Below are 25,819 nucleotides of genomic sequence, written 5' to 3'. Positions count from 1 at the left end.
GCGTTTAAAATTATTCTAGGACATATAATTCTCACCAAAACAAAACAGAGGATCGGCTGGATGTCTCCGGGTTACCCCCTCTCCATTCATCCGATCCTCAATCTTTCCAAATCACTGATACAACTCTCCATCGCCCTCAACTAACCTTATCCCGAAATTACCACCGAACTTTGGATAGCCAATCGCCTTTGCAAGTACGCCTTCAGATGAGGGTCCACACAATAGATATAGCACCCCTTCGTTCCTCGGGTCATTAACGTCCTGTAGGTGTTTCGTATAATTTGATCGGCCATTCGGAGCGCCTCGTCCTTATCTTTCTTATACAAGGTCTTGAAGCCAGAAAGAGACTTATCCGTCTTCGCACGTTTGAACGGGTCGGTGACGATACGGTTATTCTCGTAACGCATATCTTCGCCAATGATCACTCCGACATAGTCAAATTCAAGTCCCTGTGAGGTATGTATGCAGCCCACTTGTTCGATGGATTCAGGGTCGATCGCCCAAGTCGTCGTATTGTTAAGGTTCCAGCTCATGAAGAATTGATAGCGATCTAATTGAATGTCATGGACGCCAGGATTGTTCTTGCCATCCGTCTTCCAATCCCAGCAGTATCCTGCAAGCATTCTTGCCTTATTATTGATCTGATTCTTGCTGAAGATTTCGTCCCGTAATTCATTCGGGTCATCATAGAGTCGAATGTCATAGTCGAAATCGAAACCATCTGCGTTTGCCGTTTCACGGATATCGAGTACATCATCGAGCCATGCCAGATATCCATCGGAGCCATTGCACCGGAATTGAGAAGCCAATGTCAGCTCCGTAATATCCGCATCCATTTGTTCGGCATAATGTCTAATCTGCTCTTTGCTACCAACATCGTGCATCGCGATCTTCTGATATTCATCGATAAAAAATACAGAAAACCGGGCAGCGCGGATAATCTCCATGGTTTGATTGATTCCTTTATTCTTGAACAGACCCGACTTTTCATTTAAGCGATGCGCCTCGTCAACAATCAAACAACCGAATTCATCGGGCAATGCTTCATAGTAAACGCCTGATCCCTTAAACAAGTTATCAATGAACGATTTCTTCAAGTTTTGCTGCAGCTTTTTCATGTATACGGCACGAGGCGCGCTATTCTTGGTTACATATTGGCAGACTAGTTCTCGTGCCGTAAGTTCTACCAAAAGATTAATTCCGAGAACCGACTTCCCTGTCCCTGGTCCGCCTTCGACAATCAAGACTTGTTTCTTGCCCGACTGGGCTTGCTGCGCCAATCTTAACGCTTCCTCATAGACTACCTTCTGATCGTCAATCATGATGAATTCCTGATTCCCCTGCAACATGCTGACGAGTGAATCCTGCAGCGATTTTGAGGGTTTAATTTTGCCATGTTCAATGAGGTACAGCGATTTGCTTCTATCGGTTTTTTTGATGTAGGTTGAGATAAACCCTCTTAACTTTAGAACATCCCCCTTTGAGAAGATAGGAGCTTCCTCAATGTATTGATTGTAGACAGGATGTAATAGAGGGTCGTTATCGGTCTGTACATAGTTATGTAAATAAGCACAAGGATAGAGCTCAACCGCTTCGTTCTGCACGGTCTCGTTATAATCCCTAATCAGCCTGGCATAAGACCATGCCTGAAAAGAAGGATGCGACGTTTTAGTCTTTGTTCCGTTATAGCGGGTTCTAACAAGGCCATCTGCATCCTCAACCGTTTCAACTTCTGACCATTGCTTAAGCTCGATGATGACGACAGAGTATTGATCCTTTTCATTCAAGCCTGTAATCATGAAGTCAACTCTTCTCGAGGTCGCTGGAATTTTATATTCAATCGCGATTCCCACGTTATCTGGAATGGTTGATGTGTTTAATACTTTATATAGGTAGTTCATCGAATTGTTCCATGCGTTGATTTCGCCCATGGAAACCCTGCCGACTTTTTGGACGTACTGGTTATGAATCTTTACCGCAATGCTGTCTTCGGTCACATCATTCATAAATTGCTGCTTTGTCGATTCATAAATAATCATGGAGTTCTCCCCTATCCGTTCACTGCCGCGTACCTTTTTTAGAACTTCCCTTGAAGCTGGATACCGGATATTTCTCCGCGTTTTTGTTTATTTTCTGAAGAACGGCATCCTTTACGTCAATATTTAAATCATGAACGAGCGTTAGCGTATAGATGAGAATATCAGCGATTTCGTCCTGCATGTCAGAATAATGTTGCTCTATGGCTTGCTGGCTGTTCTTCCATTGGAAGAGTTCCAGCAGTTCGCTAGACTCGAGCGAGATGGAAAGAGCCAGATCTTTAGGATCATGAAATTGCTTCCAGTCCCTTTCGTCGCGGAATTGGATAATTTTCTCGATTAGTTCGTCCATTTGTAGCACCTCATCCTGTTGTTCTAATTCAATCTACTTGCTCTGTACAAAATAATGATAGCCCAATCCTCAATGTAAATCCACGAAATTCCTACAAATTAAATAGAAAAAGACTCCTGTTAACAGAAGCCCTTATTAAATCATATATCTAATCATGGCTCTGAACCTCATAATGTACCACGCCGCAACTCATAAAAATACCGCACAACCGGATGCTTCAACTCCATCTTTTCCACCATACCCACAATCCGCTTTTTCCCAACTCTCCGGTCCACCAAAGCCAGAATATTCAATACCATATCATTGCTCTCCAAGCTCTCCTCTATAGGCGTCGTTAAGAACTGATTAGCCACCACGATAAAATTCGATTTAACGAGTGTAGCCTGTGCTGACATTAGCTCCTTGGCATGTTCTGTACTTTTTCTGCTTCTGGCCATTACGATTAGGCGATCCTCCGGTACTGGTCCCTTGGTGGCCTGTCTGACCGCTTCAATATCGTCGTCGCTGATAGGAATTTGGATATCCGGATCATTCTTAATTTCCAGCTCATTTCGGTACCATCTGATCGCATTCGTTTTATCACTCATATTGAGTACGTTCTTTTTATCTACCGAGATATAGCAAATCCCTGATCAGGCAGATAACGGTAACCGGGCGCGCGGTATTCTACCCTTCCATGTAGCGCCGGGCTGAGAAAGCCCTCCAGTTGTTGCTTCAATTTGCTCCAGGACATGTGATCCCCTCCCATATCAAATACCCCCACAAAGTGGGGCTTTAGCTTCGAAGATGACTCAGGTACTTTGGGACCCCAAAACATATTTTTAGAAACAGAGGAAAGGCTTGGTGGCTCCGGGTTGTTCCCCTTCTCCATTTAGCCGATCCTCGATCTTTTTGCGTCTTTTTCTATTTTCACACGGATTTCTCCAATCTGGGCAGCCTAATCTCCAAGTGCCTCTGCCACTGTATATACAGAATAATGTCATCATAGATTACCAAGCAATCGATAACCTTAGGTTTATTTTCTCTATTCATCCAAAAGTGTTCCACATCAATTGTAGTCGGGGTGAGATAAAATTCATGTTCTAATGTCATGTAATCCTCCTGAAATTCCGTACTACATAACCCCCTCCTCAGGTTCACCAACATTAAACCCTAATACTTTTGTTGCTTCTGATTTAAACCGTTCTATCCAAGAATCCCATTCACTCTTATTCATCTGTGAAACGAAACTGAGCTATTATTCGCAGCAGCTTGCGCGGGGTATCCTCAAGCACTCTGCCGTCCTAATGATGGCTGATATGTCACCCGGATAAGGCCGTTCCGGATTGCATCTAGCATCTAGGAGAGCTCCGATGCTTAGACGTTCGACTGCCCAGAGTACTTATTATTTATGAAAAAAACAAAAATAGAGCTGGAGTGTTGTTAAACTCGACGAAAGACTTCCCTATATAGTGAGACAGCAAAGCGCGCTGGTGGCTCAAACAAAAATATCATTTTGGAGGTAGATTAATTATGGCAAGAAGTCGTGAATATGCAGCTTCTATTACGGTTAGTATTGCTCAACTGGAACAAATGCGTGACGCACAGAACTACTCTTATATTTATGGGCATTGGGGTGACGGTTCGGCTGACAAAGTGGGTTTGACTGGTGCACTGGCAGGATACTCTGCTACAATCCTTGGTCTTATTTTTGTGGCTAGCACGCCTGCTGGGATTGCTGTGGGTATTACAAGTCTTGTAGCAAGTTTATTTGCTACAACAGGTAATGATACAGGACATGTTATCCAAAACGGGGTTACATCCATGACTGAAATGATTCGTGGCTTGAAACCTTTAACTCGGTACGATCTGTTTCAAATCCGGTTCCCTTTCCTTGAATTCAGTTTGCAAGATGGCACAGTTATTCGTTTTATTTCTGGTAATGGGGTTATTGAGAGAGCCCATTCCGGTAGTGGTTGGGAGATCGTTTAAGTCTAAGTATCATAAAAGCCTGATACATCCAGTATCAGGCTTTTTCCTTGTACAAAACCATGAGCGTTATCTCTGTAATTATTGAATAAAGACTCGTAAGTGTTTTTTATTGGCAAACCTGCTTGGAAAAGTACCAAGCCCATTACTCACAAATAGATCGATGAAGCATTGAGTAAGGTCGAGTCTGCACGAAGGAGACATAGTTCCTGAAATAGGTACGAGAAACAGGAAAGCACCCATTCCACCGCAAAATGGTATATAATTGGAAATGAATATGTGAAGGATATGCAACACATGGCAACATGTAATCTTACGAAAGCGAATTATCCTGCCATTCTTGTGTCTCTGGTAGGCAGAAGGGAGTGACAACAAAGAGAAGACAGAGGATTAATGAATAAGGAGAAAAGGACGTGATGTGAATGAAACTGCTGAAAAAAAACGCAATAATAGCAATAATTGTGATTGTTGGTATTATTGTTTACGGAATTTATTATTTTATGAGCTTAACTACAACTATGGATAAAGCAGTACTTAATAAGCTCAATCAAACTGGTGTTACTCTTCAAATTATCCGCTTACCTCTTACTACCGATTCAGTTCCAAGTAAAGAAGTAAACATCACTGATCAAAATCAGATTAGTAATGTGTTTAAATACATGTCCAGTCTTAAATTAAAGAAAATATCTAATTTTAAAAAACTAGATGCCACCTCAGAGTATGACGTGTTTATTTATTCAAAAGATAATCAAAAAATCCTTTTCCGTGTCGCATTCCTGAGTGATAAATACGTTTACGTATATGATAAAAACAACAAAGAAACTATACAAAATTATTCCATTACAAGTGATTTTGACTTTAAATCATTTTCGGATATGCTCGAACAATCACTTAATTCGCAATAAATGAGGGGGCGATACCATTGACCTCTCCAACACCGTATATGATAGGAATCGATAAAAATACGATTCGTTTAAAGGGAGCTGCGGCTATCGCAGCTCCCTTCGTCTGTTGAATCCATACAGTAGGTCTGTCTTATTTGCGTTCCATAATTTTGAAATTGTTTTGTTTCTCCTCCAGCATCTGAATGGCCTGTGTGAGCAATTTCAATGAAGCATCCAGTTTATCTAATTTCTCCCCTACGGTGTCCAGCACATAACGAATCAGAATAAAGCAGAGTGTGACCGGAAAACCTACATTAGTTATTAAGGTGACAACATCTTCGATCTTCAAAGTTTCCCTCCTTCCTGAATCCACGCTTTTAAGGTAGGGAAACGGCATGCCCGTTTCACAACCATTACTTTTCATTCAAAAAAATGGTATAATTTATAGAAACATATGTTCCCATTTGGTTGTCATCGCCCTCTTTAAATTTACCTACTTATATAAGCTATATTAGAAAGGAGAGCACCATAATTGGAACAGAGCGAATATAACCGTTACAAGACTGAAATTTATCGTATTGGCTGGAGATTGCAGTATAGGGCTAAAAAGATAAGAAGACGAGAACATGGTTTTGACCGTGAATTCCCTGCACCTTCTTTCACAGAGTTATCAGATAACAAGGTGGCGGTGGAGCAGATACTTCGTACGCTCTCCTCCTATGAAAGAACAATTTTGCAAAAAATATATTTGGAAGGCTTGTCGGAAGCTGAAGTTGCCCACCAATTTAACATAACTCAACAGGGGGTGAATAAATGCAAAAGGAAGTTGCTTCAGAACCTATCACAAACAGCGAATTTTTAAATCTCTTAAATGCAGCCAGGAACAAAGACTCGGATGCAACCCTACAACTCCTTGAGCTGTACAAGCCGGATATTCTCCGCTTAAGTCGGTTTATACATTTACCAAAGGAAGACGTGAGTTCTGAAATTATTGTGGAGTTTCTGGAATTAATTTATCGAGAAAAGAAATAAACCGTAAAAAAATATAAAACCCTCTCAGTGAAAAGAGGGTTTTCACATCTTTTTCAATGATCGCGAAATTCGCATTCCGCCATTGATATATACGAAGGATATGATTTTAATCACCCTGTAAGTCAGGAAGAAACCTGATTTCTTTATGAGTCTACCTATATTTCCTGGAAAGATGTGTTTATATTAATATAAAACCCTGACGCGGAATAAGCGAAGGATTACGGGAGGAGAAGTTCAAATGAGCCAAGAGGTTACCGAGTTTATCGAGAAGGTCAAAGAACCGTGGCAAGCCAGTCTATGCCATGAATTACGCCAAGTCGTCCACAATGCAATTCCCGATGTACAGGAGCGTATTCAATACAATAAGCCTCATTTTCTGAAGAACAAAAAATATGCAGCCGTGATCTCTATTGCTAAGGATGCTGTCAGCTTCACGATCTTCAATGCGACTGGGCTGGAGCTTCCCGAAGGATTGTTCGACGGCCCTCCAGAACGGAAGACGATCAAGTTCCGAAATGGTGAGCAGATCGATGCCGGAATGCTGAACGATTGGGTGAAACAAGCCTCCCAGACGCTCTAGCACAATCAGAAAAGGGCTCCTGTTAATCGGAAGCCCTTATTAAATCATACACTAGCTAGGCACTTCTCTATAGGGCTACCCTACCCCGACAATCGACCAATTATTATCGACTTCCGGTGATAACGTCCCCTGTTCCTTGATGTAGCTAACCAGCATATCCCGGACGCTGCAGGACGACTCCCAATGTTTAGCCCTGCTAACCAATTTGGACGCCTTCAATAAGCTGCTGTAGCGGTAATTGTTGACGGCAAGCTGCAGCTGCTGCGTATCGGCTAGGGGTTGGCCTTGGTAGAGCACATTGATGATCCGGTGACCGGCTGGCTGTGACAGATCGATCTGATAATCGATCCCGGCGAACATGTCATAGAGGTAACTGGGCACCTCAGGATTGGCAGTGATCTCACGATCTCCCGGCTGCCACTGGTTGAAATGCGTGGCCGAGACTTCCATATAGGCTCTAAGCTCTTTGCCGGTTACCGTCACAACGTACAGCACATTGTCGAATGGATAGATGCGGTACACATCGGCGTAAGTTAACGGCCCCTGCCTCAAATCCGCCGTATCTGCGAAGAGGCTTGTGGCGGCAACATCCGCCCCGCTGGCCTGCAGCATCGCCTTCTGAATCAGCGTAATGACCGCTGTATCCCGCAATCTTCCCGCCGGTACTCCGCCCGTCCCGGCCTGCGGCTGGAAGTCGGCGGCCGCATAACCCAAGAGGCTGCTGGCTGCTTCTGAAGAGGAGTCTCCGCCTCCCTGGCCGCTGAAGGTCATCGTCTCTTCATGCGCTTCTGCAACCAGCTTCCGGAATTCAGGGTCCGGTTCCCAGCCAGCCATATCCACAATCGAGACTTCCTTGTTCACCACCCGGGGCCTTGCACCATCTAGCTGAACGGTCAGGTCGAAGCGGACCACCTCCCGCCCCCGGTCGCGCGGCCCTCCAATGACGGTATCCCCTATCCGTTCCTTAACGGTAATATGCATATGCCCGACGAGCAGCACATCTGCCTCAGGAACGAGCTTCGTAATGCGTTCAGCAGAATCCGAGCCGCCTTCTTCATCGAACTCGGCCACCATTCCCGCATGAGCGCTGATGACAATAATGTCGGCCTTGCCTTCAGCCCTCAGGGAGGCAGTAATCTGCTGCGCCGTTTCAGCCATGGGGCCAAAGTGCAGCGCATCCACCTTCCCGGCGTCCCAGCGCGGAATATTAGGATTAGTCAGTCCGATCACTGCGATTCTGACGCCTTGGATCTCCATTAGCGTATACGGCTCTGCGAACCGTTCTCCGCTGTGATACGCGGCATTCGCAGCAAGCACAGGGAACTCCAGCTCCTGCCTGAACTTCTCGATCAGGCCAAGCCCGAAATTAAATTCATGGTTGCCGAGGGTCATAGCCACATAACCCATTGCATTCAGCACAGCCGAAACCGGATGTATGCTATCCGGCCGCTTATTGTAGATATCATCAGTCAGCATATTCCCCTGGAACACGTCACCGTTATCGATGAGGATGACTTCCGCTCCACTGTCTCTGACTTCCCTGACATAGGCGGCGACTCTGGCCATCCCGTCATTCGTTGTCTCGTGGCCGTCTTCATACCGGTAACCCCACAGATTTCCGTGAAGATCCGAGGTGGCGATTATTACGATATTCAATAGTGTGCTGGTACCAGCCTGTATAGTCATCCCTTCATCCTTCTTTCGCCCTAATTACTTCAGAATTGCCCCTGCGGTAAAACTCTTCTCCATCTGTTCACTGAACAGCACGTAAGCCAGCAGAATGGGCAGTGTGGATATGACCATAGCTGCTGCCAGCGGCCCCCAGCTGATGCTGTATTGACCGCTGAAATTCATCAGGCCCAGCGGCAACGTCCTCAGCTCTTGCTTTTGAATAAAGGTAGCCGCCATCAACAGCTCATTCCACACCGCCAGGAACACGAAGATCGCTACCGAAGCAAGCGGCGGCTTGAGTAGCGGCAGCACTACCTTGAAGAAGGACTTCACCACCCCGCAGCCGTCCATAAATGCAGCTTCTTCCAGCTCCTTCGGCATGGTCCGCAGAAAAGCCGACAGCATGTATACGCCAATAGGCAAATTCACCGCGATGTACGGCAGAATAATGGACAGTCTTGAGCTAAGAATCCCCAGATTCTTGAGTATCATGAAGAGCGGAATTAGTGTAGCATGAATCGGAACCATCACGCCCATCAGAAGCATGAACAATATGACACTGTTATATTTGAATTTCATCCGTGTTAACGCATACGCCATCATCGAAGCAAACAGCAGCACAAACAAGAGTGTAACCAGCGTGACAATCACACTGTTCCCAAAGTATTGATTCACCTTGGCACTAACCCACGCCTCTGTAAAATTGCTTAAGCGCCACTCTGTAGGAAGCGCCCAGACGGTCCCGCCAATAATCTCCGAATTATCCTTAAAGGCACTGATCACAAGCCAGTAGAGCGGAAACAGCTGGAGGACGGCGATTATGATCATCAGGATATAGAGGCTTGAATTCTTTGTTTTTCTGAGCATGACCGATCCTCCTTAATATTCAATTTTCTCTTGGGTCAATATTTTATTTAGCACCCAGGAAATTACGAGGCATTCCAGCACCATAAATACCGCAAGCGCACTGCCATAACCAAAATTCTGCCTCAGGAAGGCTTCCTGGAACATTTTCAGCGCAATCACTGTTGTTGAATTCAGGGGTCCCCCGTTAGTCATTACATACACACTTTCGAACGTCTTCAGGGCATAGATCACATTCAGGACGATACAGATCCGCAGCACATCGGACAATAGCGGAAAGGTAATATGACGCACAGCTTTCCAGCCTGTCGCTCCGTCCAGCTTCGCCGCTTCATAATACTGCTCCGGTATCCCTTGCATCCCGGCGAACAGAATCAGCATATTGTAACCGACATAATGCCAGGTAGTCACGATCAGGACGGACAACAGTGCCGTCTTCGTATCTCCAAGCCAGGCCCCCGTCCAGGCACCCAGTCCAAGGGTATCCATCAATGTGTTCAGCATGCCGATGTTCGGATCATAGATTTTGACCCACAGCAGGCTGACCATTGTCGTTGACATCACTACCGGAAAAAAATAAATATTGCGGAACCATTTACGTCCCTTCATCTTCCGGGAGACCAGCAGCGCCAATGCAAACGAGACCGGCAGCTGGATAAACACGCCTACCAGTAAGAAAGCAAGGCTATTCCATACCGCCTGCCAGAAGCTTTTATCCACCGTAAACATCTTGGTGTAGTTGTCCAGTCCAATGAAGGTCATCGGGTTAATGCCATCCCAATCTTGGAGACTGTAGTAGGCGGTCATCACAATAGGCACAAAATAAAAAATCAGAAAAACGATGAAGCCGGGCAATAAAAACAAAGCAATTATTTTTTTATTAGAGAGTGCTTTTTCCATCACTTACCCACCTGTCCAATTACAGAAAGTCGATGCGGTCCTGGTGACTGCATCGACTTTCCTGGAATATTGTATTAAATGCTGCCGCCTTGAGCGGAACTGTGTAAGGAATCCTTCTTACTTGGCTGCATGCAGCAACGTCTCCAGCTGAGCGGTGAACTCACCTGCTGTGAGCTGCCCGCCATATAATGCTTGTGTCAGATCACGGTATTCCTGGCCTACATCTGCTGACAACAGACCGAACCACATCGCCTGCGTTTTGGCAGTCTTTTTAATATCCGCAGCATACGCTGAGAGCTCCTTATTCTGTGATTCGGACTTCACCTCGCTCTTGGCATACCCAGGGAGACCTTTTCTGACAAATTCATCATTAAGCTTCAAAGATAAACGGATGGCAAATTCCTTCGCTTCCTCCACATTTGCAGAGCTGTTGTTCACGAACAAGGAGTATGGCGCTTCAGCGTTCTGGAAGCCGATAGTTGCACTGAGGACATCCTCTGCCCCCGTCTTTGGAAACGCAATATAGCCCAGATTGTCACCCATTGCCTTAGACAGGGAGGAGAAGTTAAAGCTTCCGTCGATCCACATCGCAGCCTTATCATTCTTGAACAGCTCTTGTGCATCCAGGTAAGCAGAGCCGAGGAAGCCTTTCTGGAAGGCATTCGAATTCACCAGGGTGGTCACCTTATTCGCCGCCTCAACAAATGGTGCATCTGTGAACTTCGCCTTCCCGTTAATCGCCTCATCGAAGGCGTTCACATCCTCACGGGCTACGAGCATATTGTAGAGCAGATCCGCTTGCCATCTTTCTTTTCCGCCCAGTGCAATGGGAATCACGCCTTTATCGTTCGCAGCTTTAATCAGCGCCTGAAGATCATCCCATGTTGCTGGAGCAGCAGCGCCAAGTTCGCTTATTAGCTTTTTATTATAGTAAAGAACAAGGGTTGTACTGATGTTAGAAGGAACCGAATAGATGTTGCCATCCTTTTCCGTCACCAGCTGGTTGTCCAGGAATTGCGCGCCCAGGCCCGTGGAATCGAGGGTATCATTAAGCGGAGCCACTGTCTTCGACTGCAGAACAGGGGTACGGTAGGACTTGCCGGCATGCTGCTGGAATACATCCGGAAGCTCATTTGCGGCAAGCGCAACACTCAGTTTGGTTTTGTAGGTCTCATCTTGAATGTATTCATACTTCAGTTCAACGCCCATTTCCGCTGCGGTAGCCTCAGCTGCTGACTGGTACATCGGATCTGCATCGAAAATCCACAGCGTGACAGATTTCTTACTATCCGCTGCCGCCGCTTCCTGACCCTGGGTTCCCCCATTATTGGCTTCCGCACCTCCGCACGAAGTAAGCACTACACTGACGAGCGCGGCGGATGCTGCAACAACCCCAAACTTTTTACCAAACATCTGATTTGGACCACCTTTCACAATTTACGGATACGAACCACAGGTACAATCTTAACAAGTACGAAGCCAGGTTCGAATGGAGATATATTGGCTTTGACAGTAAAATTTTTAGGTATGTTATGTTACTTTACATGCACTTTACATTTCTCCTTATCAATAACATCAGGTTTACACAATAACCGTTTTGCATCAACAAAAAAGCCCGGTTGAATAACCGGACTCCTGCTGGCGATGGCTCAATATTTCCCGGAATAGGTTCCTCCGTATACTTTATTCGGGGTAATTCCGTACTTCTTCTTAAAGCATTTGCTGAAGTAGAACGGATCTCTGTAGCCGACCTGATGGGCGATCGTTGCTACCTTGGGAACCGAAGCATCCTCGGTAGCCGCCCCCTGGCGCAACAGCTCCATGGCTTTGCCCAGGCGGATATTTGTCATATACTCCACGAAAGACTCGTTGGTCTCCTTCTTGAAGACATGACTTAAGTAGCTCGGATTCACGAAGAGGGCACTCGCTGTGCTCTGAAGCGATAAGGTATCCTCGGCATAATGTGCAGTCACATACGCAGCCGCTTTATGGATCAGCCGTTTCCCGCTGCCCTGGCGTCCTCCATCCTCAGAAGTCTGGTCCGCGGCCGGCTGCCCCTCGTAACCCGCCTCTATTTTCAACCGGTTAATGTAACGTTCCTCTTCCCATTTCTCCTGCAACTGCGCACGGATAGTATTAAGCGCCTGTTCAACCGCCTCCTCATCAACGGGCTTCAGCAAATAATGATCCGCTCCGAGCGAGATAGCCTGCTGGGCATAGGTGAAGTTATCATAGCTTGTGATGAAAATCAGCTTAGCCGCTGAGTCTAAGGCACGGACGGCCTTCACAAAATCAAGCCCGTTCATATTCGGCATTTCAATATCTGTAATAATCAGATCAATCGGCTGTTCCTCCATGATCCTCAAGGCTTCCGAACCGTCCTCCGCCTCTGCAACCACTTCGAAACCGGCAGAAGTCCAGTCTATCAAATGGATCAGCAGCTGCCTGAAATAATATTCGTCATCTACGATCAGGACGCGTGCTGCCGGCGCTGTAGTTCTCATTCAGCTATCCCCTCCCCTGCTCGTTCGCTTGCATAATCAGCGGCAACCGTACCTTCACTTCTACTCCATGTCCCGGTTCAGACGACAGGACGATACCATAAGCTTCGCCAAATCTCAGCTGAATCCGGTCCTGGATATTCTTAAGTCCGAAGCTGTACTCCCCTTCTTCACTCGAACTTAACCAGATCTGCCGCTGTTCCTCTTCACTCATGCCTTTGCCGTTGTCACGGACTATAAAGCACAGAATACGCTCCTCTCCCGAACTTTCCATAGAGCCGGTAATCTCACATAAACCTCCGTCCGGCATCCCTCTGATTCCATGGTGAATCGCATTCTCGACCAGAGGCTGGAGCAGCATCGTGGGTACTTGGCAGGACTCAATTCCCGGTTCAAACGAAATCCGGTAATTCAGCTTTTTGAAGCGGATCTGCTGAATGTAGAGATAGCTCTCCAGATGCTTCTTCTCCTGTGCTGCCGCAATCAATTCCTGTCCGTTGCTAAGTGAAATCCGGTAGAACTCCCCCAGCGCCTTCAAGATACTGCTAATCTCCTTAGCATTCGTCATCACAGCCATCGCACGAATCGTGTCCAGTGTATTATATAGAAAATGCGGTTTGATCTGCGAATACAGCAGCCTCAGCTCCAACAGCCGCTTGGTCTTCTCTTCCGTTTCAATGGTTAGCATCAAGTCCTGAATATGCTCGACCATCTCATTAAATGTCGCACCCAGCCTGCCTATTTCATCCTGGCTGCCGGCAGATGCGCGTCTCTCGAAATTCCCGGCACCCACCTCAACAATAACCTCACTGAGCTTGCTTAGGGGCCGGGTCAGCCGGCGCGCGAATACAACCGACAGGACCATTGCGGACAGCATGCTGATCAGCCCGAAAACGGCTATAGATAAGGCGATCTTCCAATACCCGTTCGTCAATTCCGAAGTGGGGACAAGGTGGATTACCTTCCAGCCATAGGGATCAAGCCTTTGTAAGGATACCAGATAGCGCTTGTCCCCCACCCGCTCGGTCCTACTCCCTCCCGATGCCGACTTCACCCACCGGGCAAGCGACTGATCCTCAACGGTGCGGCTGACGAGTGCAGCTTCATACGCGGAGATCACCACTCCCTCTTGGTTGATGACCAGGGTAGGATTCTGATTATCCTGTTCATTATGGTACAGCCGGGCGAGCGTCCGTTCGTCAATATTGACATATATATAACCGATCGGCGTCCCCTTCTCCATGCTCATAATGACTCTGCACACACTAATCATATGCTTAGCAGTCATCCCCGACAGAAATGAAGGCTTCAGCGTATCTACCCAGACCGCACCGCCTTTTGCCGCATCAATCTTATCTTTGGGATAGATGGCGAGACTCTGCGAAGTCACACCGGTCAGGTTGGAGGTATAATAGAGATCGCCCCCGATCGATTCGATAATGACCGAGTCGATGTTAGGCTCTGTCTCCAGCATTGCAGCCAGCGTGTTATGTATAGACTTCAGCGCGGAGACATCCCCGTCTGCTCCGGTATCCCGGCTAAGTACATTCTGTGTATCCTGGTTAATCAGAGCAAATTTCGAGAAGTTCTGAACCGATTGGAATACGGTCTTCATAGACTGGCTTACCAGCTTCACTTCCTGCTGCGAACTGGCCGAAGTTCTATCGAGCGTCTGATTAAAGACAATTCTATGAATACTTAGAACGAATATCACCAGAGCCAGTAGAACAATAAGGATGTTACTGATTAGAATCTTCCTCCGAAGCGGCATATTCTGTCTGAACGCCAAAGATTGAACCGCCTGGAATTTCTTCAAGAGGGATTGGTGAGACAGTAGCTTCTTCATATTCCCCTCCGATGGTTGTTGAATCGTTCAGTATAATCTGCCTGCTTGTTATCCCTCACTATTATACACACCCATTCAACCCTATCGGAAGACTGCAATTTGTCTCCATAATCTCCTTTGAATTTTAACTACCTGCTCCAGGACATAGTAATCCCCCTTCATATCAAAAAAAAGGAAAGGCTTGTTAGCTCCGGGCTGGTGCCCTTCCCCATTCAGCCGATCCTTAATCTTTTTGCGTCTTTTTCTATTTTCACACGGATTTCTCTAATCCCGGCCGCTTAATCTCCAAGTTCCTCTGTATACTCATCTATTACCTAATGAAACCCATCCTCAGGTTCACCAACATTAAACCCTAATGCTTTTGTTGCTTCTGATTTAAACCGTTCTATCCAAGAATCCCATTCACTCTTATTCATCTGTGCATAAAATGATAATCCACTCGGCTCAACGGATGCCTGAATAAAAACATCATCATCTTCCTGCCCAAACCAGTGTGGAATTCCATCTGTGTACCCTTTCCAACCAGGCATAAGCTCATATATATTAGCAACTTTATTCCATACTTCATCAGGTAGATGAGCCCATATATTCAAATTACAATGATGAGAGTGTATTCTATCCATTTGCCTCTCCCTCCATCGTGAAATGCCTGTATACTCTTATTTTTGATAAAATCAATCATTGTATAGTCACAACCTCCAATTAAACTTCGTTCCCATCGTACCATATGTTGGAATTTCGGTCCTATCGCAAATTATTCAATTATAGTTGCCGAAAAGATGTGCCAGCCATTCCTAGCCTAGACAAACAGAAAAACCCTCTCAGTGAAGAGAGGGCGATCATTCCCAGGCATCATATCTCACAACGCCCCCCGCCTTAGCTCATAAAAATACCGCACAATCGGATGCTTTAACTCCATCTTCTCTACCATACTCAAAATCCACTTTTTCCCAACTCTCCTGTCCACCAAAGCCAGAACATTCAACAGGATTTCACTGCTCTCCAAGCTTTCCTCTATAGGCGTCGTCATTTGGCAAGAACATTGGGTCTCCAGCAGGTCAACAGACCGTATTTGGACAGACAGATGTTAGAAAGTCGTTAAGAGAGACTGCTAACTTGTTGGGGATACCGGGATATGTTGCCAAGGTGCACAAAATCTCTTTGTGATTATACAAAAAAAGTCGGCTGCACCTACACAGCCGACTAAGAAATCACTCATTCTTATTTTTTAAATATTCATCTAAATACTCTTGGTGGAATTCATCTCTAGGTAATAATCCAAGAACCTCATATTTCCAGATCGTAAGTTGTTTAGAGGGATTGTTAATTACTTCATCATAACTATAATCAATATTAAATTTACCTGATTGCTCAAGATACATCGTCAGATTTGTCCAAGGTTGATCAAGAGTATTTCTGAAAACCTTATTCAGTTCAACAAAATATTCTTGCAACTCCCCATGCAACCGATCATATATGCGTTCATCTACTCCATAAATCTCAGGGATTAAATGACTATATATTAGTTCTTTTTTTGTAGCAGATTCGAAGTAAAAATAGATGATTCTTGAACCTGGCAATACTTCTGCGTAGAGATAAATTTTATCCCACTGATCGGGAATTATTCCTACTAATTTCTTACCTATAAGTTGATATAGTTCTTCCATTTTTTCCATGTATGTGTCAACCTCCAACTTTATTTAATATAGTTACCAAAAAGGTTTATCATTGTCAATTCTATATTTCACATTAAATTATGCCGGGCGCCCCCTTGCCCATCTATGATCATTTGCGGGTAAAAATTGTTTGCTTCACAATGTATCACGCCGTAGCTCATAAAAATACCGCACAATCGGATGCTTTAACTCCATCTTCTCAGCCATGTTTAAAATCCGCTTCTTCCCAACTCTCCGGTCCACCAAAGCCAGAATATTCAATACCATATCATTGCTCTCTAAGCTCTCCTCTATAGGCGTCGTTAAGAACTGATTAGCCACCACGATAAAATTCGATTTAACGAGTGCAGCCTGTGCTGACATTAGCTCTTTGGCATGTTCTGTACTTTTTCTGCTTCTGGCCATTACGATTAGGCGATCCTCCGGCACTGGCCCCTTGGTAGCTTGTCTGACCGCTTCAATGTCGCTATTTGCGATAGGAATTTGGATATCCGGATCATTTTTAATCTCCAGTTCTGTTTGATACCATCTGATAGTGTTCGTCTTATCACTCATGTTGAGTACGTTCTTTTTATCTACCGAGATATAGCAAATCCCTGATTTATCAGGCAGATAACGGTAACCGGGCGCGCGGTATTCTACCCTTCTATGTAGCGCCGGGCTAAGAAAGCCCTCCAGTTGTTGCTTCAATTTGCTCCAGGACATGTGGTCCCCCTCCCATATAAAAAATGAGGAACGGCTTGCTGGCTCCGGGCTTGTCCCTTCCCCATCATCCGATCCTCACACTCTTTTTACGTCTATTCTATTTCCCGCTCGAAATTCAATAATTCTGGCTGCCTAATCCCCAAGCTCCCCCGCCCCGTCCTGCTCCTTGCTCCCAAACTCATCCAGCAGCGCACGCACTTCACTTGTGGACTTGGTGTTCATTAAGCTATTTCTTAACTCACTTGCCCCGCGAAATCCGCGGACATAGATTTTGAAGAATCGTTGAAGCGGGCTGAACGAACGTGGTGCTTGTCCTGCGTATTGATCATAGAGATCCAGATGCAGCCGCAGCAGATCAAGCAATTCCTCACTACTGTGCTCCTTCGGCTCCTGCTCAAAAGCAAACGGATTCTGAAAAATACCGCGCCCGATCATAATTCCATCCACACCGTACTGCTCAGCGAGCCTGAGGCCGGTCTGACGGTCAGGAATGTCCCCGTTAATAGTCAGCAGTGTATGGGGTGCCACCTCATCACGAAGTTTCTTAATCTCCGGAATCAGCTCCCAGTGGGCATCTACTTTGCTCATTTCCTCTCTGGTGCGCAGATGAATGGACAGATTCACAATATCTTGCTGCAAAATATGGGTTAACCAGCCGCGCCATTCGTCGATGTCACTAAATCCGAGCCTTGTTTTGACACTGACGGGCAGTCCCCCGGCCTTTGCGGCCTGGATGATCTCTGCTGCAAGTTCGGGACGGCAGATTAGGCCGCTTCCCTTCCCGTTCTCTGCTACATTCGCTACAGGACACCCCATATTAAGATCAATACCTTTGAAGCCTTCCTCGGCCATCCCGATGCTCATCTGACGGAAGAATTCCGGCTTATCTCCCCAGATATGCGCTACAATGGGCTGTTCATCCTCTGTAAATGTCAGACGCCCGCGCACAGCATGGTGCCCCTCCGGGTGACAATAGCTCTCTGAATTCGCAAACTCCGTAAAAAACACATCCGGTCTAGCAGCAATACTTACGACATGGCGAAACACAACATCCGTCACATCTTCCATGGGCGCCAGTATGAAAAAAGGCCGTGGTAAATCACGCCAAAAATTATTCGTCATATCATTAACCTCTCTATACGTACCAGGACACTCTTTATCCCGAAATAGTAAACGAACCTGTTCATGACAAAGTATATCATAACCCCGGTAGAAGCATACTCACCCAATAAATGTGCATCTTTTGAATTTGCAATTGTATAGTTATTTTCCGGGTTCACACATGGTAAAATAAAGAAGAATTTACTGTTGGGTGAATTCAACCTCGAGCGATAAAGAAGGAGAAAACACATGAAAATATGCAGTGGCACCGCTCCGTGCAAGGTCTGAACCGGACGAAACTGCACGGAGCGGATAGAGTTCGTCCGTTCGGCTTTGCACTTTCATTGATTCGTTAAGAATTCATTGAAAGAGGAGCAGAGTCATGATAAAAAAATTAAAAACGAACGTCAGGGAGCTTCGAACGTTCCTGATTTTATGGATTACACAGTCATTTTCAGCACTGGGCAGTGCAATGACCTCCTTTGCCTTAGTGATCTGGTCTTATCAACAGCAAGGGTCGGCTCTTACCAGCTCGCTATTGGTTATCTGTTCCTACGCCCCCTATGTCCTGCTGAGTATCTTCGCAGGTGCACTGAGCGACCGTTGGAACAAGAAGGCCACTATGCTGATCAGCGACAGCTTTGCGGCACTTTGTACCGTTTCGATCCTTATTCTGATGACGACGGGTACACTCCAGATTTGGCATCTGTATTTGATCAATACCTTGAATGGTGTGATGAACACTGTACAGCAACCGGCGTCGGATGTAGCGATTAGCCTGTTAGCTCCGCAAAAACACTACCAGAAGGTAAGCGGGATGCGTTCCTTATCCAATTCATTGGTTACCATACTGACGCCTATACTCGCCACTTCAATGCTTTCCTTTACCAGTATCCGGGTTGTTATTGTGTTTGATTTGATTACATTTGCTACAGCGTTCATGGCGTTGCTCTGCTGGGTCCATATCCCGCAAGTTCCAAAACAGAGCGGCACGGGGAGCGAGACGGTATTACAATCTGCCAAAAGCGGCTTACGGTATCTCAGGGACAACCGGGGCATTCTGGATTTGATCCTTTTTTTGGCCGTGATCAATTTTACCGCCTCGATCTTCAATGCTGCCCTGCCCGCAATGATGCTCTCACGTGTTGGCGGCGGAGAATTAGCGCTAGGTATGGTCAACGCAGTTACAGGGATAGCCATGATGGTTGGAAGCCTTGCGGTTGCTATTCTGCCGCCGCCAAAAAGCCGGGTTCGGGTCATTTTGAATTGCCTGCTGTTCTCCATGAGCTCCGAGAATTTCATCCTTGCCTTCGGCAGAAGTACACCGGTATGGTGTTTGGGCGCTATCCTCGGATGGGTATTCATTCCGGTTATGAACGCTAATATGGATGTGCTTTTCCGCTCCACCATCCCGATTGAGATGCAGGGGCGTGTCTATTCGGCAAGGAATACGTTACAGTTTTTCACCATTCCTGTAGGATATCTGTGCGGTGGCGTGTTGGTTGACAGGGTGTTTGAACCCTTTATGGCCGTGCAGCCGATGAACAGCCTGTGGGTCGCACTGGTCGGAACAGGCAAAGGCTCCGGAGCAGCCTTGCTATTTCTTGCCATCGGAATTTTCGGTGCCTGTTCTTGCCTGCCGTTCCGGGCGGACAAACATATCTGGAGATTGGAAGAATAGTTGCCCCGGGTAAATAAATGTCTGAATTGACCATAGCTGGTAAGCTGTCCAATGGGTACGCTTAAGGTGCAGGAGCACTTTAAGAGAGGATGAAAGAGATGTATGAGCACCATAGACAGACGCTGGAGAAGCTGGTGGGGAAGCATGAGAAGAACCCTTCCTGTCTGGCAGTAATCACCAGTGGTTCGGTAGCGCAAGGAACGGCCAAGGAAACCTCGGATGTGGATGTTCACCTCGTATTCACCGATGAAGCGTATGAAGAATATGACCGGAACAATACGCTGTCCTATGTGGACCATGAAGTCAGTACCTATGAAGGCGGATACGCCGATATCAAGGTGATCAACCTCCGGTTCTTGGAGCTTGCAGCCAAGCGGGGCAATGAGCCGACGAGGTATGCTTTTACCGGTTCAGACGTTGTGTTCTCTAGAATCCCGCAGCTGAACGATCTGGTAGCCCGAATCCCCGTCTATCCTGAAGAGAACCGGGACCGCAATCTGCGGGACTTTTGCGCCCAGATCTTCCTGTACGCTTTTTATTTCGCCAAAGAGGCGGCCCGGAAGAACGATGCCTACCTGCTCGCTCACACAGCCAGCAATCTGGTATTCTTCAGCGGGAGAATGATCCTGGCTTATAACCGGAGGCTCTTTCCAAGCCACAAGGGGCTTCTGGATGCCGTAGATGCTGCAGAACATAAGCCGAAGGACTTCCGTAAGCTCGCTGCAGAGCTGCTGCAGTCGCCCGGTGCAGATAAGAGTATGCGCTTCGCCGCGAAGATGCTGGCTTTTTATAATCACGGCCTTACCTTCGAGCAGGCGCTGGGCATCTATGTGATGAACAACGAGCGCTCCTGGATAGAGCAGCCTCCTTCCCTGCAGGACCGCTAATACAAACAGCGACTCTCCGGTGATCGGAGGTCGCTGTTTTGACGTTTGGACTATAGATGGCTGGCCGCATTATAGACCCGGCGCTGCTGCGCCTCGGCCATGATTATGGATTGAAGGTGCACCCGTTCCCATGTAGCTTCCAGCTTTTCTGCCCTTTGCCCGCTCATCATTTCTGCAAAAGCCTCCAGCTGGTTGACATAATAGTTCATCGGCTCAAATTCGCAAAGGGTGCTGCGGTTGTCCGGAAGATCATGCCGTATTTTGATTTTGTAGAATCCTTTGACCGGCCGGAAGAAATCCGGGACCGTCAGCACTGTATGCTCGAAATACAAGGTATGCGAAGCCCGGAAAGGAAGCTCAAAGGAAGTGAGACACTCCGCTTCCAGACCGTTCTCATATTGCAGCGCCGCCTGAAAGGTCCAATCGCAGCCATCCGGTCCGTCAAAAGCCGACTGGGCCCTCATCTCTCGGGGCTGAAGACCGACCAGGGTCTGCAGGAACTGCAGCCAATAACAGCCCAGGTCGGTAAAAGCGCCTCCACCTTTAGCCTTGACACTGCGGTAATTTCCGGCATATCTGTCCTTGGCAGGGACGGATATTCTTGTACTGATCCTGTGGAGCGGACCGAATTGCCCGGAGCGGACAATAGATTGGAGTGCCTGCTGCCAGGGGTGGAAGGCAATCATCAGACCTTCGGCAAGCTTTGGAGTGGCGAATTTTTCTTTTACCAGACGTAACCGTTCTGCTTCTTCGGGATTCAGGCAGATCGGCTTTTCTACCAATACATGCTTACCCGCCTTCAAAGCCCGGACTGCCCATTCTGTATGAAGCTCATTACTGAGTGCAATATATACTCCATCCAGCTCGCCAAGCTCCAGCAGTTCCTCCAGACTGCCCGCCACATAAGGAATCCGGTAGGTGTCCGCCAGTTTCACCGCTTTTTCAAAGGTCCGGTTGGCGATTGCCGTTATCCGAACCTTCTCCACAACCCGCGCAGGCTCCAGTATGGCCGGTACAGCAATGTTCGACGAACCCAGGATTCCGAGCTTGTAGGCAGGTTGTTCCTCTCCGTTCTTCATACATGCGTTAGCGCAGCATAAGTATTCAAGTACAGCACATTGCATTTGGAGCATGCCGGCGACAAGCCTTCATCCAGAATCCGCCGCAGCCTGTCGTAGCGGGCTGAATTCCATATTTCCGTCAGCGTCTGCTCCTTCACATTGCCAATAGCCAGCTCGCCAAAAAATTTGCATGCACTCACCATGCCGTTCGGAGCAATATCCACCCGGGTACTGAGCGCCAGACATTTCGACGTACTGCGGGACGCCATCGGCTTGCCAGCCACAAAGTCTTCGATTTCATCAAAGTCCAGCCCCGGCTGATAACGGATTCGGGTATTGTGCCAAGTGTTGCTGTTGATCCGTTTCAGGTCTTCGGTTAGCCTTGTGACATTCTCAGGCTTGATATGGTATTTGAAGGCATGCCAGCTGCTCCGGTGATCCGGCGGAAGCTCAGCCAGCCACTGGAAGTGTTCATCGTAGAAGCGGTCCATTTCCAGACTGGTTTCCGCAGAGATATACCACGGGAAGCAGAGCAATACCAGATCGACTTTCTTTTGCTCAAAAAACTCCACCAGCTCGTACAATCGGCCGATCATATTGTCATTAATCACATTGTGCACAGAGATCCGGCCGCGGAAGCGGCCTTGCTTGCGCAGTTCAAGCAGCCGTTCGACGCTCTCGATCACTTTGTGAAATGAACCTTTGCCGCGCAGCAAATCATGCTCCTCCTCGAACCCTTCTATCGGAATCAGCAGTTCCAGGTTGTCAGAGATCGCACACAGCTCCTCTTCGTACTTAGGAATCAGATAGGCGTTGGTACAGATCGTTGTATCCCGGGGATGCTCCTTCAGAAGCTCCAGAATCTGCCGGGTATTCCGGTGAAAAAGCGGCTCGCCCCCCCATAAATACAAACGGGATTGTGCCTCATCCGTCTCCTCCAGAAGCCTCTGGATCATCTCCAGATCCATATCCAGGTTCTGCTCGGCGGTGTCCATATCATGATGATAGCCGGATTCATTCCATTGGTAGCAATGCTTGCAGCGGAGATTACAGCGGTTGGTCAGCTTCAGGGACATAATTTCCGGCATAACGGTTCTGAACCCGGGATCAAGTTTGCGTTCTCTGTGTGGAACCACGACATTCTTGATCGTGCGTTTCAGAGCCTCAAAGGACTTGGCATCAAGGTTAACTCTACTGGTAGGCTGCATTAGCTTCTCCCTTCTGCTGCGGATCGTTGTTCCGCATAGCTTGCCGCATAGTCTGGATACCGGCCCCTGGCTGACCTGAGGTTATCCGCCAGCTTACGCAATTTCTCACGGTCAAAGCCAGATTCGGCCCACTCCCCGTAACGGATGCCATAACCAAGCTCTACCCACAGATCACTGTTAATCTTCTCGTGCGGGCCAAAGGGGTCCAGCAGCACCAGCGGAGTGCCCGAAGTAAGTGAATCAATCAAGGCGCCTCCTCCCGGCTTGCTGATTACTGCGGATGTCTGCCGGATGACACCATACATCCCATCCTGATAGTTACGGCAGGGCGGAAAACGGTCTGCCTGGTTACTGGTTACCTCTGCAAAAGGCGGGAAGGTATACTGCCCGCTGCTGTCACGCTTCCAGGTCCGCCACTCCGGGTCGTTCATATAATAACGTCTTCCATGGATGGCCGCTCCAATCTCCTGAGAGCTGTACGCGGCAATATCCAGTTCATACCCTGCCGACTCCAGGGCATCAAACTTCTCACGGAAGGTTCCAATTCCCCAGCCGCCGCCATGAACAACCAGTCTTCCGTTCCTAGCCGAAGGGGACAGCGCTTCCGGGGGGCCGGCATCTATGCTGTATAGAATCTCCCGTTTCGCGGGATCATACATGCTTACTTCACGGTAGCCTTCCGCGTAACCAGGGTTCAGCCTGCGGAGATTCTTCCATGATGGCGAAAGATCGGCATCAATATAGAGCAAATCGGCATCCACAGAAAAGCCGGCCAGTTCACGGTACCTGTCCATAACATGCACCCAGTGCCCGGATAATACAATGAAGCGCTGTCTTTCTTCCTGCTTCCATTGTTGAAGCAAACGTTCCACGGCTGCAGCATCAAGGCTGCTCCGGATATCCGCCGGTATTTTCTGTGAGGTCAAGGCTACGGCGAAGTTCTGCTGGTACGCTTTGCGGCTGTTGTCCGTCTGCTTCTTTTTGCTGTCCGGCATGAGTGTTTCAAAAACTTCAATCTCCGCCTGGATACCAAGTGCTATGAGTCTCCGTTCAATCAGCAGGCCGGGGACATAGAAGCCCAGACCAAAACCAGAACATAGAATAGTTACGGTGTTATTCATTGGAGGATCCCTTTCTTTATCGCAGTATAGTATAGCCAGTGCGCAGAAGCGATTCGTCCAGCTTACGGATGAGTCTATTCTTGCTGTCTTCATTCCGGTAAGCGAGTGCTGCATACAGCTTGCCTTTGCCGGAGCCGGTGGATCGGGAAGAGGCTGGAGGCTGGAGTGTACCCGAAGCCAAAGGAATTACTCCTTCCCCCTCTCCCAGCGAAAATAAAACGTCTTCTTGCGCAAGCCGCCCCAGCAGATCTTCATAATGAACCTCGCCTAGAGTTGCCAGCGGTACCTGTAATAGACAGGTGTGCATCCCCTCCTGCTTGAGATGGCGGTCTACATTATGCTTGATCAGACTCATCGACTTCCGGGCATTGATCTCCACCAGAGGGGCGAGGCTCCCGTCACGCAGCAGCATTGAATCCACGCATACATCACCGAAATAACCATCTGCATACAGCTCCCGCCCAATGCTGTGCATGGTTTCCCAATATCCTTCCCGGTCCAGCCTTTCGAGCAGAGACGGCTCCGGGGAATGTGACTCTCCGAAGGCAAAACCGTGGTTGACCAGTTGCTGAACGGACAATATCGAGATCCGGCCTTCCGGATCAATGTGAAATTGACAGGAGAAGTCTGTCTCCCGGTCCAGCAGAGGTTCGAGCACAAACTTTATTCTTTTGTCCTGGTTTCGGCTGGACTCCAGATACCCGGCAATTCTGCGCAACACCCGCTCAGAGTCCACGAGCTGATTTCCTTTGCCGGATACACCATACTCATCCTTGATCAGAAAAGCCCCCTTCTCCAGCAACGCTTGTCCTGATTGCAGCAACTCTTCCGTGTTATGGACGACAAGAGCGATATTCGGCAGCAGCAGCCTGTCCCGCATAGCAGCAGAGTAGGTTTTGGTGTTCACTTTGCGTACAATTTGTTCATCCGGGATAACGGGCAGAAGCTTATATCGCCTAACCGCCTCATGCGTCCCGGGAAGCACGGCAAAAGGTTCAAGGAACCATCCTTCCGGTATTAAGCTGCCCAGTTCCTGCCCGGGGTCCAGCCTTCCCAGCAATTCAAATACATTCAGTGCGTTCTGTGCTGTGCCTGGTTCCTCCACTCCCAAGGTTAATGGATTCCTATTGGTCCTAAATGAATAATCGAGCGATTGCAGATAGTCATATTGAGCCTTGTCCATACCCTGACGGGTTAATAGAATATCTCCGCTCCTGCAGAAGACAAACAGCATCTCATCCATGGCCTGCACAATAGCCAGAGCCTTCGCATCAGGAACGGATGGCAGAGCAGCCAGATCTTCCTCCCGCCAGTACCGTTCCGACTCCAGGCTGCCGCAGTGCACAGCGTTCTTCATCGTACGGCAAGCCCCGCGACATAATCGGAGAAGCGGTCTACCGATTTCAAATGTTCAAGATCAAAGGTATCGAAATCTACTTCGACATCGAATTCGTCTTCGATTCTCAGAATAAAGTTGATGATTTGCAGGGAATCAAGTGCGGCGTCCAGCGTCAGATCTGAAGCTCCGTTCAGCGTCTGAAGCAGGCCCGGTTCCTCTTTGATTTCGGCGATAATTTCAATGACCTTCTGCTGCATGTGTATACCCCTTTCAGTATGCGTATTAGGAATGAATAGAAAGAATATACCAAAAATCGAACTGTTAATATATGGTTGAATGCGCCAAAATATTCAGCTATACTAGGGGAGATTCCAGGTTGTCCATCCTAAGGAAGCAGGAAACGGAG

The 25,819-nt window shown here is 47.6% G+C and carries 24 protein-coding genes and 2 pseudogenes; 6 read left to right on the top strand and 20 right to left on the bottom strand.

Annotated elements, in window-relative coordinates; translation table 11 throughout:
* Positions 1-146 precede the first annotated feature (146 nt).
* From A3848_RS07315 to A3848_RS07305, 3 genes and pseudogenes are all read right to left on the bottom strand, one after another.
* The gene (locus A3848_RS07315; RefSeq protein WP_074084299.1) at positions 147-2,039 is read right to left on the bottom strand and encodes a DUF2075 domain-containing protein; all 1,893 of its coding nucleotides are present in this window, start codon (positions 2,037-2,039) and stop codon (positions 147-149) included.
* 19 nt (positions 2,040-2,058) lie between these two features.
* Positions 2,059-2,388, bottom strand: a complete 330-nt coding sequence (locus A3848_RS07310; RefSeq protein ID WP_074084298.1) for a MazG-like family protein — start codon at positions 2,386-2,388, stop codon at positions 2,059-2,061.
* Positions 2,389-2,555: 167 nt separating this feature from the next.
* Positions 2,556-3,121, bottom strand: a pseudogene (locus A3848_RS07305) (SF0329 family protein).
* Between the two features lie 779 nt (positions 3,122-3,900).
* Between A3848_RS07305 and A3848_RS07295 the strand changes: the two are divergent.
* Both A3848_RS07295 and A3848_RS07290 read left to right on the top strand, forming a co-directional pair.
* Complete coding sequence (locus tag A3848_RS07295) at positions 3,901-4,359, top strand: hypothetical protein (RefSeq protein WP_074084296.1); 459 nt, start codon at positions 3,901-3,903, stop codon at positions 4,357-4,359.
* Between the two features lie 419 nt (positions 4,360-4,778).
* The gene (locus tag A3848_RS07290) at positions 4,779-5,261 is read left to right on the top strand and encodes a hypothetical protein (protein WP_074084295.1); all 483 of its coding nucleotides are present in this window, start codon (positions 4,779-4,781) and stop codon (positions 5,259-5,261) included.
* Positions 5,262-5,391: 130 nt separating this feature from the next.
* Here the strand turns inward: A3848_RS07290 and A3848_RS07285 are convergent, their stop codons facing one another.
* Positions 5,392-5,589, bottom strand: a complete 198-nt coding sequence (locus tag A3848_RS07285) for a hypothetical protein (RefSeq protein ID WP_178381927.1) — start codon at positions 5,587-5,589, stop codon at positions 5,392-5,394.
* Between the two features lie 183 nt (positions 5,590-5,772).
* Between A3848_RS07285 and A3848_RS07280 the strand changes: the two genes are divergently transcribed.
* Both A3848_RS07280 and A3848_RS07270 read left to right on the top strand, forming a co-directional pair.
* The gene (locus A3848_RS07280; protein WP_074084293.1) at positions 5,773-6,102 is read left to right on the top strand and encodes a sigma factor-like helix-turn-helix DNA-binding protein; all 330 of its coding nucleotides are present in this window, start codon (positions 5,773-5,775) and stop codon (positions 6,100-6,102) included.
* 408 nt (positions 6,103-6,510) lie between these two features.
* Positions 6,511-6,852, top strand: a complete 342-nt coding sequence (locus A3848_RS07270) for a DUF1801 domain-containing protein (RefSeq protein ID WP_074084291.1) — start codon at positions 6,511-6,513, stop codon at positions 6,850-6,852.
* Positions 6,853-6,927: 75 nt separating this feature from the next.
* On the opposite strand, the gene A3848_RS07265 is transcribed toward A3848_RS07270, so the two are convergent.
* The 11 genes and pseudogenes from A3848_RS07265 to A3848_RS07220 form a co-directional block, all read right to left on the bottom strand.
* Positions 6,928-8,538 carry a bifunctional metallophosphatase/5'-nucleotidase gene (locus A3848_RS07265; RefSeq protein WP_083611983.1) on the bottom strand — a complete coding sequence of 537 codons (1,611 nt, stop codon included), beginning with the start codon at positions 8,536-8,538 and terminating at the stop codon, positions 6,928-6,930.
* A gap of 24 nt (positions 8,539-8,562) precedes the next feature.
* Positions 8,563-9,390, bottom strand: coding sequence for a carbohydrate ABC transporter permease (locus A3848_RS07260; RefSeq protein ID WP_074084290.1), 828 nt, complete (start codon positions 9,388-9,390; stop codon positions 8,563-8,565).
* A 12-nt stretch (positions 9,391-9,402) separates the two neighbouring features.
* Positions 9,403-10,287 carry a carbohydrate ABC transporter permease gene (locus A3848_RS07255; RefSeq protein WP_074084289.1) on the bottom strand — a complete coding sequence of 295 codons (885 nt, stop codon included), beginning with the start codon at positions 10,285-10,287 and terminating at the stop codon, positions 9,403-9,405.
* 117 nt (positions 10,288-10,404) lie between these two features.
* Entirely contained in the window at positions 10,405-11,700 is a 1,296-nt protein-coding gene (locus A3848_RS07250) for an ABC transporter substrate-binding protein (RefSeq protein WP_074084288.1), read from the bottom strand.
* Between the two features lie 236 nt (positions 11,701-11,936).
* Complete coding sequence (locus tag A3848_RS07245) at positions 11,937-12,791, bottom strand: response regulator transcription factor (RefSeq protein ID WP_074084287.1); 855 nt, start codon at positions 12,789-12,791, stop codon at positions 11,937-11,939.
* Between the two features lie 4 nt (positions 12,792-12,795).
* Complete coding sequence (locus A3848_RS07240; protein ID WP_074084286.1) at positions 12,796-14,634, bottom strand: cache domain-containing sensor histidine kinase; 1,839 nt, start codon at positions 14,632-14,634, stop codon at positions 12,796-12,798.
* A 314-nt stretch (positions 14,635-14,948) separates the two neighbouring features.
* The gene (locus A3848_RS07235; RefSeq protein ID WP_074084285.1) at positions 14,949-15,257 is read right to left on the bottom strand and encodes a hypothetical protein; all 309 of its coding nucleotides are present in this window, start codon (positions 15,255-15,257) and stop codon (positions 14,949-14,951) included.
* Between the two features lie 236 nt (positions 15,258-15,493).
* Positions 15,494-15,664 (bottom strand): annotated as a pseudogene (locus A3848_RS33540) (SF0329 family protein); the annotation flags it as partial.
* 181 nt (positions 15,665-15,845) lie between these two features.
* On the bottom strand, positions 15,846-16,310 hold the full coding sequence (locus A3848_RS07230; protein WP_074084284.1) for an immunity protein YezG family protein: 465 nt from the start codon (positions 16,308-16,310) through the stop codon (positions 15,846-15,848).
* Positions 16,311-16,445: 135 nt separating this feature from the next.
* Entirely contained in the window at positions 16,446-17,015 is a 570-nt protein-coding gene (locus A3848_RS07225; protein ID WP_074084283.1) for an SF0329 family protein, read from the bottom strand.
* 132 nt (positions 17,016-17,147) lie between these two features.
* Positions 17,148-18,137, bottom strand: a complete 990-nt coding sequence (locus A3848_RS07220) for a tRNA dihydrouridine synthase (protein WP_074084282.1) — start codon at positions 18,135-18,137, stop codon at positions 17,148-17,150.
* 361 nt (positions 18,138-18,498) lie between these two features.
* Between A3848_RS07220 and A3848_RS07215 the strand changes: the two genes are divergently transcribed.
* Positions 18,499-19,797, top strand: coding sequence for an MFS transporter (locus A3848_RS07215; protein ID WP_074084281.1), 1,299 nt, complete (start codon positions 18,499-18,501; stop codon positions 19,795-19,797).
* 89 nt (positions 19,798-19,886) lie between these two features.
* A complete protein-coding gene (locus A3848_RS07210) occupies positions 19,887-20,684 on the top strand; it encodes a nucleotidyltransferase domain-containing protein (RefSeq protein ID WP_074084280.1) in 798 nt (265 codons plus the stop codon).
* 50 nt (positions 20,685-20,734) lie between these two features.
* On the opposite strand, the gene A3848_RS07205 is transcribed toward A3848_RS07210, so the two are convergent.
* Genes A3848_RS07205 through A3848_RS07185 form a run of 5 tightly spaced genes read right to left on the bottom strand, consistent with a single transcriptional unit; the run spans position 20,735 to position 25,670 of the window.
* Positions 20,735-21,763: a Gfo/Idh/MocA family protein gene (locus A3848_RS07205; RefSeq protein ID WP_074084279.1), complete on the bottom strand. Its 1,029-nt coding sequence runs from the start codon at positions 21,761-21,763 to the stop codon at positions 20,735-20,737.
* Complete coding sequence (locus A3848_RS07200) at positions 21,760-22,953, bottom strand: radical SAM/SPASM domain-containing protein (RefSeq protein WP_074084278.1); 1,194 nt, start codon at positions 22,951-22,953, stop codon at positions 21,760-21,762. The genes A3848_RS07205 and A3848_RS07200 overlap by 4 nt, the downstream gene beginning before the upstream one ends.
* Positions 22,953-24,074: a glycosyltransferase family protein gene (locus tag A3848_RS07195; RefSeq protein ID WP_074084277.1), complete on the bottom strand. Its 1,122-nt coding sequence runs from the start codon at positions 24,072-24,074 to the stop codon at positions 22,953-22,955. The genes A3848_RS07200 and A3848_RS07195 overlap by 1 nt, the downstream gene beginning before the upstream one ends.
* Positions 24,075-24,090: 16 nt before the next feature.
* On the bottom strand, positions 24,091-25,431 hold the full coding sequence (locus A3848_RS07190) for an ATP-grasp domain-containing protein (RefSeq protein ID WP_074084276.1): 1,341 nt from the start codon (positions 25,429-25,431) through the stop codon (positions 24,091-24,093).
* Entirely contained in the window at positions 25,428-25,670 is a 243-nt protein-coding gene (locus tag A3848_RS07185) for an acyl carrier protein (RefSeq protein ID WP_074084275.1), read from the bottom strand. The genes A3848_RS07190 and A3848_RS07185 overlap by 4 nt, the downstream gene beginning before the upstream one ends.
* Positions 25,671-25,819 lie beyond the last annotated feature (149 nt).

Source organism: Paenibacillus sp. P32E (genome assembly GCF_001909085.1).
GTDB lineage: Bacteria > Bacillota > Bacilli > Paenibacillales > Paenibacillaceae > Paenibacillus_AQ > Paenibacillus_AQ helianthi.
This window is presented reverse-complemented; position numbering and strand designations above follow the sequence as displayed.